Annotated in this window: 11 protein-coding genes; 8 read left to right on the top strand and 3 right to left on the bottom strand. The window is 41.3% G+C overall.

The annotated features are described in order from the left end of the window. The first annotated feature begins 42 nt into the window (after positions 1-42). Positions 43-474, top strand: coding sequence for a universal stress protein (locus CXF78_RS02305; RefSeq protein ID WP_011636412.1), 432 nt, complete (start codon positions 43-45; stop codon positions 472-474). A gap of 39 nt (positions 475-513) precedes the next feature. Here the strand turns inward: CXF78_RS02305 and CXF78_RS02310 are convergent, their stop codons facing one another. The 3 genes from CXF78_RS02310 to CXF78_RS21765 are packed head-to-tail and all read right to left on the bottom strand — an operon-like array spanning position 514 to position 3,479. Further along, a complete protein-coding gene (locus tag CXF78_RS02310; RefSeq protein ID WP_011636413.1) occupies positions 514-1,074 on the bottom strand; it encodes a DUF924 family protein in 561 nt (186 codons plus the stop codon). A 4-nt stretch (positions 1,075-1,078) separates the two neighbouring features. Further along, the gene (locus tag CXF78_RS02315; protein WP_049763517.1) at positions 1,079-2,758 is read right to left on the bottom strand and encodes a PH domain-containing protein; all 1,680 of its coding nucleotides are present in this window, start codon (positions 2,756-2,758) and stop codon (positions 1,079-1,081) included. Then, positions 2,751-3,479, bottom strand: a complete 729-nt coding sequence (locus CXF78_RS21765) for a PH domain-containing protein (protein ID WP_011636415.1) — start codon at positions 3,477-3,479, stop codon at positions 2,751-2,753. The genes CXF78_RS02315 and CXF78_RS21765 overlap by 8 nt, the downstream gene beginning before the upstream one ends. Positions 3,480-3,732: 253 nt before the next feature. On the opposite strand from CXF78_RS21765, the gene CXF78_RS02325 reads away from it, so the two are divergent. The 7 genes from CXF78_RS02325 to CXF78_RS02355 form a co-directional block, all read left to right on the top strand. Beyond that, complete coding sequence (locus CXF78_RS02325) at positions 3,733-4,059, top strand: winged helix-turn-helix domain-containing protein (protein ID WP_011636416.1); 327 nt, start codon at positions 3,733-3,735, stop codon at positions 4,057-4,059. A gap of 41 nt (positions 4,060-4,100) precedes the next feature. After that, positions 4,101-5,069: a magnesium transporter CorA family protein gene (locus CXF78_RS02330; RefSeq protein WP_011636417.1), complete on the top strand. Its 969-nt coding sequence runs from the start codon at positions 4,101-4,103 to the stop codon at positions 5,067-5,069. A gap of 30 nt (positions 5,070-5,099) precedes the next feature. After that, a complete protein-coding gene (locus CXF78_RS02335; RefSeq protein WP_011636418.1) occupies positions 5,100-5,759 on the top strand; it encodes an alpha-ketoglutarate-dependent dioxygenase AlkB family protein in 660 nt (219 codons plus the stop codon). A 272-nt stretch (positions 5,760-6,031) separates the two neighbouring features. Next, positions 6,032-6,331: a BolA family protein gene (locus CXF78_RS02340; RefSeq protein WP_011636419.1), complete on the top strand. Its 300-nt coding sequence runs from the start codon at positions 6,032-6,034 to the stop codon at positions 6,329-6,331. Positions 6,332-6,495: 164 nt separating this feature from the next. After that, positions 6,496-7,620, top strand: coding sequence for a TRAP transporter substrate-binding protein (locus tag CXF78_RS02345; protein WP_011636420.1), 1,125 nt, complete (start codon positions 6,496-6,498; stop codon positions 7,618-7,620). Positions 7,621-7,707: 87 nt separating this feature from the next. Next, positions 7,708-8,217 carry an S-ribosylhomocysteine lyase gene (luxS, locus tag CXF78_RS02350; protein WP_011636421.1) on the top strand — a complete coding sequence of 170 codons (510 nt, stop codon included), beginning with the start codon at positions 7,708-7,710 and terminating at the stop codon, positions 8,215-8,217. Between the two features lie 202 nt (positions 8,218-8,419). Further along, the coding region (locus CXF78_RS02355; RefSeq protein ID WP_102035855.1) for a TonB-dependent receptor at positions 8,420-9,961 on the top strand (1,542 nt) is incomplete at its 3' end.

Consider the following 9,961-nt stretch of genomic DNA (forward strand, 5'->3'; position numbering starts at 1 on the left):
TGTCATTGCAAAAGCACACTTTGCATTGTGGAGGAGAATAATATGCGAACACGTAATATTTTATGGCCTACCGATTTTTCTGATACCGCGTCACATGCTTTACGCTATGCCATTGAAATGGCAAATTTATATCAAGTGGGCATTCGTATTCTACACGTTGTAGATCAACCTTTTGGTGATGAGAATTACATGGTTCTTGCGATAACGCCCGAAGAGTTGGCTAAAAGTATGGAAGATGCAGCGGCGAGCAAAATGCATGAGTTATTAGGTCAGTTGAATACTAAATTAAAGATTGAAACGGTTATTCGACGTGGTGATGCCATTGATGAAATTTTGGCCGAAGCTAACAGTGGTGATATTGGTATGGTGGTTATTGCCAGTCATGGTAGAACTGGCCTGTCTCATTTTTTACATGATAACGTGGCTGAAGCGATTGCCAATAAAGCTGAGTGTCCGGTGTTAGTGGTCAAATAAAATCGACGCTATCGTTTACTTATGGTGATTTTCACTAGGTTAAAAGCGAGAACCCGGTTGTGTTAAAAATGCGAGTTCGGCAGCCGTAGATTCACGACCTAAAATGGCATTACGATGTGGATAGCGATTAAATTGCGCAATAATCGCTTGATGCTGATGCTGGCTTGGTAAATTGTTGGGTGCATATTGTTCAAACAATGGCAAAGCTTGCTGGTGGATCTCCATCGATTCGCTATGCATGTATGGCATGATTAAAAATGCAGCCTGGTGCACGGGTAACTCTGCTAAACAACCGAGTGTAACAGCCTGTTGTGCAAGCTCCAACGCGATATTGTCAGCGGAAAATGCGGCTGGAGTATCGCGATAAATGTTTCGCGAAAATTGATCTAATACGATTATTTCGGCCAATCGACCTTGGGCATCTTTACGCCAATGTTGTAATTCACCCTTGATAGCCGCCTGTAATGTGGCGCCATATGTTTTTTTTATCTGCAAATCTAACTCGGTATTTTTTACCCACCATTGTTTTGAGGATATTTGAACAAACCAAAAATCGATAATATCGTCTACGCTGACATTTGTTGTTTGTATTTCATTCATTATATTAAATCCAATTTTGGTTATTATTGACTGTGGCATTGAGCGACTGAGCCACAATCTGTTGTGCAACCGATGTGGGAATATACGGAAATACCACGTTGCCACTGGCCAAACCGATTTCAACATAGGCTAGCTGAGCATGCTTTTGGCTTTTAGTTTGGGTAATTTTAACGTGTTGAACTTTTTCAAATGCGACCCGTTTCCATTGTTGACCGAAAAAGCCGCTATGCTGCCAAATAACCTTATCTGCCACTACATATCCCCATTGTTTATAACGAATGTAAATCGCTAACATGATCATGGTTGCAGCAAACCAAGTGAACTCAAAAAACTCAAGGCTATGATGACCATAGTAACCCACAATAGTGAGTACGATAGCTGGAAACAGCGGTAAAACGATTCGCTTTGTCAGCCAATTTATATGGATAGGCTTATAACTATTGGGTAATGCACTTGCGCCGCCACTGAGTTGGGGAATACTAGCTAGGAGTGATTCAATTTCAGTGGACTTTACACTAGGAACGAGCATGTGCTGTTTGGTTTTTTGTTCAACCTCATGGCCTTTGACTTGTTTAAAATATAAGGTCCAGCGGTTAAATAAACGTGCAATAGCGGGTTGTTGAACCTGGACTAATTGAATTCGTTTTATGGCCAGTGCATCTTGTTGATGTGAAATGACACCGCCACTTCGCTGTATGGTGTCATCATGTTTGTCGAGCTGATATGGATGATATTTTAAAATGGCCGCCACAATTGAAATTAACGAAAACAAACTGTAAATCGCAAACAAGGCCACGATTAGCATAATAGTTTGCAAACCAATGTTTTGATGGGTTTGCTGCTGGACCCACAGCCAAAACTGTTGCGCAAGCGGTGAGTCGAATATTTTATCCCAATCTATTTGGCCTGCTATGGGGCCTGCGATAACAGCAAACCAAATAAAATTGTTTTGATAAAAACCAAATAAGACTAAATCAGCTAAACTTTTACGCACAATAGGTTGGGTGTTATCGATGTTTTGTTGACTGTTTGCCTGCTGAAGTTCATCTGTCGAGGTTACTTTTGTATGGCTTAAATTTAACAGTAAACGTTTTAACGTTTGCGCCTGTAATGTATCTAATGCGGCTAAATGAGCTTCATCTTTTTTAGAACCAGCGGTTTCAATCACCAAAGTGCCGAGAGACAACGGCTTAAAGTAAAACGGCTGTTCATAACGAATATTTTGTATTCGGCTTAGCGGTATTTCATCCTTTTTGGTAAATATTAAACCGCGTCTGACTTCAAGTTGATGGTTATGAAGACGAAAACGAAATTTACGCCATTCTATTATCGCAAAAATTGTCACCAGTATTAATAAAACACTCGAGGCCAATATGCCCCACTGCATATCAAAACCTTGTTGCCACCCTGTATACACGATTGGCACGATAGCGAAACCGTTACTGAGGATATTTTTCAACGTACTGAAAATATTACTGACAATTGACCAAGCTGACAATGCTTGCCATTGTTGAAAATCATTTGTCGGATTGTCGTTGAGCTTTGCATCAACGCTATTGTTTTCTGTCTCCCCATCAACAGTTTTGACCGCGTCGGCAACATTTACGGCGAATGACCGATTAGTTTCCATTTCATCAGTATCAATAGGCTGGACATCATCTGATGATGTTGATGACTTATCCATTGTGATTACCCTGTTGAGGAGGTTGAATGGATAACGGATCCGTTTCAGCGTTAGATGACGTTGGATCAACAATTTCAGCTTCGGTGATGAGTAATTGATGGCTTGCAGCGGCTTGACTCAATAAATGTTGGCGTAAATGTTCAGCTAAATCGGCATTTAGACCTGGCAGGTCAATTTCAGCCAAACCGCTACCAGCACTGAAACATTTTAAGGTGACTAAATTGTATTTTCGCTCGAGCGGCCCTTGAGACAAATTAACATGTTGCAGCCGAGTATAAGGTAGTGCCGTTGTTGATACCCAAAATAAACCTTCACGAAACACCATTTCATGTTTAAACAATCCGTAAGTAATTTTGTGTGCTTTAAGGTGGATAAGCTTTATCACCACAACGGCCAATATCATGGCTGAAACCAATCCTACTGAGGCGATTATCAATGGCAGTGGTTTAGTTATTAATAGAAATGCGCTTAAAACCGTTATGATTATCACCGCCACGACACTGCTAATGATCAATAATAGTTTAGGGTAATTAGGATCAATATTACTCAGTGGCAACTCGGTAAGTTGAATGTACTCATCTTGGGATAAAAGCGGGCCGTGGTCATAATCGTGCGCTATTGCGCTTCCTGCAGAGGACGTTGCTGAAGTATCACTTACCGCTGACAGATCATTAAATGGCGGTTGTGCTATTGGACTCTTTGGCTGCGGCGGTGTATCCATGTCGATTGATTTTCCATATTTGATTGCTAGCTATTGTTAAAAACTATAACCAGATTGTCTCTACATAGGTAGCGTTAATCATAGTGGGTTATTGATAAATCAATCAATTATCCTTATATCCATGATTAATTCAGTCACAATGCCGCGATTAATTCAGCCGCATTGGGCTGGCTCTGGCAATAGTGCTTGCGTGATTGACTACAGATGCAGTAATTTCTACTGAGTGATGTAGAGGTAATAGGGTGTGTGAAGGATGTTTTCGAATAATTACGTGATCAATAAATCGCAAAAAGCATTTCTACGAAAATTGTATTTAGCGCACCTGCTGGATGAAGAGCAACACAACTTACTAAGCTTACATAAATTGACTCTTATGCCAAGAAGGACATTGCAAGATGCGATAGCGGCATTTGCTGATATTGGTATTGAAGTGGATTTTGTGCAACAAGGCCAGCGACATAATGAAGGTTATTATCGCATTTCAACTTGGGGCCCAATCAGTAGCGCCTGGGTGAATAGTCATTTTGAGCAGATTAAACAACACATTGAAACGGCTGGCGAGTCAGAAATGATCCTTTAGGTCGTCTATATTGTAATAATGGGTTGCTGAAAGGGTTATTCATGACGATACAAATACTATTATTTAATGCGCAAGGTCAGCTGTTATCACAAGGTGATGAGACTCTCATGAGCCAGTATGATCCAAAACTGCAGCTAATATGGGTCGATATTTCAGGCCAGCATAGCCAAGCGTTTTTCAAGCAATACCCTTTGTTTGGCATTGATCATCTCGATTTTGAAGAAGCACAGCGAGAACGTCACCCACCCCAGTTTGAAGAATATGATTCACATTCATATTTGTTAACCCACGAGCTTATGGCTAGAGATGAGTATCTTCTGCTCGAACGCAGCCAGTTATTGCTGCATGTCAATGACCGCTTCTTGGTTACCCAACACCTGAAACCTTCTATCAGTGTTAACAAAGTGATCCAACGAATTAGTGCACAAGGTTGCCTCGAAAGTACAGAAATGAGCCGAGTCAGTTTTGAATTGATGCGCCAAATTGTGATTGATTATCTGGCGGTGATGTTGGCATTAGAAGAGCGTTTAGGGGAAATAGAAGATGAAATTTTTGATGTGTCTACTGATGATTTATTAGCAGAGCTAATCGCTTATAGCAGTAAGTTACAAAAAGCCAAACGTTCGTTTAGTTACCACGAAGAAATCTTGCAACAATTACTTGGCGATGACACCCATCTGCATATTAAGATGGACTATGAACAATTGAGCTATTTATATAATCAGTTTGAACGCCTATCCAGTCGTGCCAGTCTTTATCAAGGTTTAGTGGACAGTTTAATCAATGGTTATATTTCGGTGAGTGCCCATAAAACTAACCGGGTGATGATGACGTTAACAATGGTCACTGCGATTTTTTTACCGTTAACATTAGTCGCCGGCATTTACGGAATGAACTTTGACAATATGCCTGAATTAAAATGGCATTTTGGTTATTTTTCGGTATTAATCCTAATGGCAGTCATTGTGGTTTCAGGTTTATGGATTGCGAGAATCAAGCGTTGGTATTAATTAAGGCAAGCGAGATAAGAGGGTGATTGAGTGGCAGGATTTCAACATGGATTAGATTTTGGTGAGCTACAAAATGGCTTAACTCAAGATACCGTCGTTGTGCCAACGGCGACTAACCAAATCAGTCCGCCGGTTACTTGGATTAAAGGTTTTTTGTCACCCAAGCAGCAACAGTTGTTAATGATGGAAGTAGAGCAATACCCATTAGATCGCGTGGAGATTGAAGTCTATGGCAAGCAGCATTTTATTCCTCGCACCCAAGCTTGGTTTGGCGACCAGGGTTGTGATTATCACTATTCAAAATTACACATCACCGCGCTGGCTTGGCCAAAAGTGTTAAGCCGATTACGGGCAAAACTGCTTAGTGAGCATCAAATAGACAGTAACTCAGTGTTAGTTAATCGCTATGCCGATGGCCGTGACTGTATGGGCTGGCACAGTGATGATGAACCTGAAATTATCACCGGTTCGGCAATTGCTTCTGTCACGTTAGGCGCCTGTAGAGATTTTGTTGTGCGCCATAAACCGACGCAAACCAAAGTTACTTTCCCTTTGGCATCAGGCGACTTACTCATTATGCATCCTGGTATGCAGCAACACTGGCAACATGCTTTACCTAAGCGCCTTAAAGTGACTGAACCGCGTATTAACTTCACTTTTCGGCACATTATTGCTAATTACTACCGTTAATTAATGGTGAACTTTTATTGTACAAAATATTCAGGCTTAACAGCAACAAACTGACGAACACATAGGCTGATTATTCGAGTGTGGCCAGCACGTGAGGAGCGACAACATCTGGACCTAGGGGGATCTTAAATAGGTCAATGATGTTAATATGCTTAGATATCAACTTGAGAAAATGTGTGCACAAACTTTAAGTTTTAGCCCGCTTGTTTGACCTTTATTGGGCAAACCAGTACCCTTTGATTTCATCGATATGGATTAATAAGAGTATCACTATGTCTGTCGAACAAATCATTACCGATAAATTGAATCACGCCTTTGCGCCTTTGCATCTTGAAGTGATTAATGAGAGTAATCGTCATCATGTGCCGCCTAACTCAGAAACCCATTTTAAAGTGGTTGTAGTTAGTGATCAATTTAGCGAGCAGCGCTTACTTGCCCGTCACCGTTTGGTAAACCAAGCACTAGCAGATGAATTAGCCAATGGTGTACATGCGCTATCCATAAATGCTTATAGCCAACCAGAATGGCAAGCTTTGGATGAAGTACCTCGGACCCCTAATTGTAAGGGGTAATGGTAATCGTTAATTGTTATTAACGTGCTGACTGAATTATACAAAAAGCCTCGCAGAACATGCGAGGCTTTTTATTTTGTATTCGTAGTGAGGTGATGTTTGTCACTAGTTATGATTATGTTACAGTTATGAAAAGAAGCGTGCGATTGACATAGGATATTTACATGAGCAAGGTGATACAAACCTGCTGGATACTAGGCTTAACGTTATTGTTAGGCTGTCAACAAGAAACGCCTTCAAAGCTAAGTTCTGTTCCGCAAAAAGATTTTATTTCTCACCAAGTTATTGAATGGCGTTTAGCCACGTCATGGCCAAAAAACTTGCCCGGTTTGGGTATGGCTCCGGAACGATTTGCCCAATTAGTCGAGCAAATGTCTAACGGTCGTTTAGTGATTACTGTTTATGGCGCTGGCGAATTAATGCCTGCATTGTCGGTGTTTGACGGCGTAAGTAATGGCACGATAGAAATGGCCCATAGCGCATCATATTATTGGAAAGGTAAAGCGCCTGCCGCCCAGTTTTTCTCATCAATACCATTTGGTTTAAATGCACAACAGATGAATGCATGGCTTCACTACGGCGGTGGCATGGAATTATGGGAGGAAGTTTATCAACCTTTTGGTGTATTACCGCTTGCAGGGGGAAATACCGGCATGCAAATGGGTGGCTGGTTTAATAAAATCATAGCATCCCCAGAAGACTTTAAAGGGCTCAAAATGCGCTTGCCGGGCTTAGGCGGTGAGGTGCTCAAGAAGCTCGGTGGCGTTCCCGTTGATGCACTTGCTGGCAGAGAATTATACGGCGCACTGCAAACTGGCGCAATTGACGCTGCTGAATGGGTTGGGCCTTATAATGATTTATCGCTAGGGCTGCATCAGGTGGCTAAATACTACTATTATCCTGGCTGGCATGAACCGGGTTCAACGATGGAGTTTTTGATTAACCAACAGGCCTTTTCGACTCTTCCCAATGATTTGAAAATGATTGTTAAAGTCGCTGCAAGAGCCATCAATCAGGATATGTTAGATGATTATACTCAAGGTCATATTGCCGCGATGGATGTATTGCTTAACGAGCATAATGTGCAAGTTAAACTTTTTCCCAACACAGTGATCCGCGCATTAAAATATGCAAGAGATGATGTGCTTAACAGCGAAGCGGCTAAAGACCCGTTATTCAATAAAGTACTTGAGTCTTACATGGCTAACGAGAAGTCTGTAAAGCGCTATTTTAGTTACACAGAAGATGCCTTGAGTCGCTTTGAGTTAGACGACAAAAATCAACCGTAAACTCTCACTGTGACCATGCTTAAATAGTGATATTATCGTGTTATTAGGCTTTATATTGTCAAATTATTATTTACTTTGGAGAAAGCAATGCCTTTATTAGACAGTTTTACCGTAGATCATACACGTATGAATGCTCCAGCGGTTCGCGTTGCCAAGCACATGAGCACACCTAGTGGCGATGCCATTACTGTATTCGATTTACGTTTTTGTGCACCCAATAAAGATATCCTCAGCGAACGTGGCATCCATACACTTGAACATTTGTTTGCAGGTTTTATGCGTGAACATTTAAACGGTGATGGTATAGAGATTATTGATATTTCGCCGATGGGATGCCGAACCGGTTTTTACATGAGTTTGATTGGTCAACCGACAGAAAGTAAAGTTGCAGATTCATGGTTAGCGGCAATGGTTGACGTAACCAATGTAATTGATCAAAAAGATATTCCTGAGTTAAATGAATATCAATGTGGTACTTATGAAATGCATTCATTAGAACAAGCGCAAGATATTGCTCGGATGATCATTGCTGCAGGCGTGAGCGTCAACCAAAATGATGACTTGAAACTGAGTGACGAAATTTTAGGTAACCTTTAATCGAATCGATTAATTGATATCTCAATGAAAAAGCGGCTTTAGCCGCTTTTTTTTGCGAAGCAAATATTAATATGTCGAGTAAACGTTAACGGTACGCTATTTTTATGTAACTGAAACCGTTATTGTAATGGACGAATTTTACTAACTGATTCGTCATTTTAAGCGATTTTTTGCGTGAACAGACACATATACGGAGATTAATATGTCTAACCACCCATTTAGCCTGTCAGTGATAGCAGCCGCAGTGCTTTATGTTTGCCATTCTACCAATGCCGTTGCAGAAACGGTGACCGAGTCTATTGATAACCTTAATAATCAACTCGATTTGCAACAGTCATCGATAAGCCAATTTCATTATCGCCAAAGTGATATAGCATTAGGATTGACCGGCGCGACAGTGTTACCTACCGGACCAAATCAAGATATTACTATCACACATGCTGGCGCCACTGACGGTGTAGCCATTTTACAGGATGGTATTTTCTTTTCTCCTGCGCCTTATTCTGGACAACATTTAGTGTTGCAACCCAATTTAATGCACCAGCAAAAAGTGTCTTTTTCGAGCATGACCAGTGTGACTGAAAGTTCACAAGCGGCTTTTGGTAAGCTTGACTATCAGTCGGTACAAATTAGTCCGCAAAAATATGCAACCGATGTCAACGTTGAAGGCAGTGACAATAATGCCATCAATGGTGGGGCTGTGCTGAGTGGTACTTCGAAGCAAAATGGCATGTTACTGGCAGTAGATTATCAATCTGCATCTGACGATGTGGGTTATCGCGTCGCCCGAGATGCAGATAGTATACAGAAAGATATTCTGTTCAAAATTGCTGCCGATAGTTTACCCGGAGCACGTAACCAACAAACGACAGAATTTAGTTATCAGTACTCATCACGAGAAGCTGATCGCGGAGCGTTGGGGTTAACCAGTGTTGATTTTTCAGTAAATCCGACTCAATTATATTCAGCAGCTAGCACCGACAATACTGAAGGCGAACGTCAACGTTACGTGTTAGCACATCAGCTAATCATGTCATCTACTTCAACGATGGCTACCGACTTTTATTATCAAACCTATTCACAACAATCTCAAGAGATGCAGTTTGTTGATGGTGAGCAAATTAATAATGCGTTGCTGTCTCGTATTGCTATGTTTGAAACAACACCCACCACCGATGGGATGAACTTAGGAGCGTTAACACAAAATAACGATTTCTCTGGGTTTGGTATGCAAACAAAAGGTGTCAGCATGTATGGTCAGCATCAGGTGACTTATAGTGCGCGCTACCATACAGATAAAGCTGAAATGCGTTTAGGTCAACGTGAGTGGTCGTGGAACAATGATTTATCATTGACGCCGACAACTGATGATGAATATGCACTGACGTATACTGACGATGCCTCGGCATTTTCATCAGCGGTAGATACTAAATTAAATTATGGTCAGTGGTCTATCAACCTCGGTTTAGGTTATGAGCATGTCAGTGTTTCTCGTGAGCTTGGTGATGTAAATACGAGCCTTAATGCTGCAGACTTTTCTGATGATGGCTGGTCGCCTTCTATTGAAGTGGCTTACCAGAGTGGGCCGTGGTTAGCCGCGTTACAAGCTAAACAAGCTTGGACAGCCGCTTCAGCCGGTAATATTGAACAAACAGCGCAAGAAGCGTTGCAATATCAATTAGCATTAAGCTACCAACAAGATGCTTTATCGATTGCCATGACGGCTTATATGCATGATTACGAT

This window comes from Shewanella sp. 11B5, assembly GCF_002836795.1.
GTDB lineage: Bacteria > Pseudomonadota > Gammaproteobacteria > Enterobacterales > Shewanellaceae > Shewanella > Shewanella frigidimarina.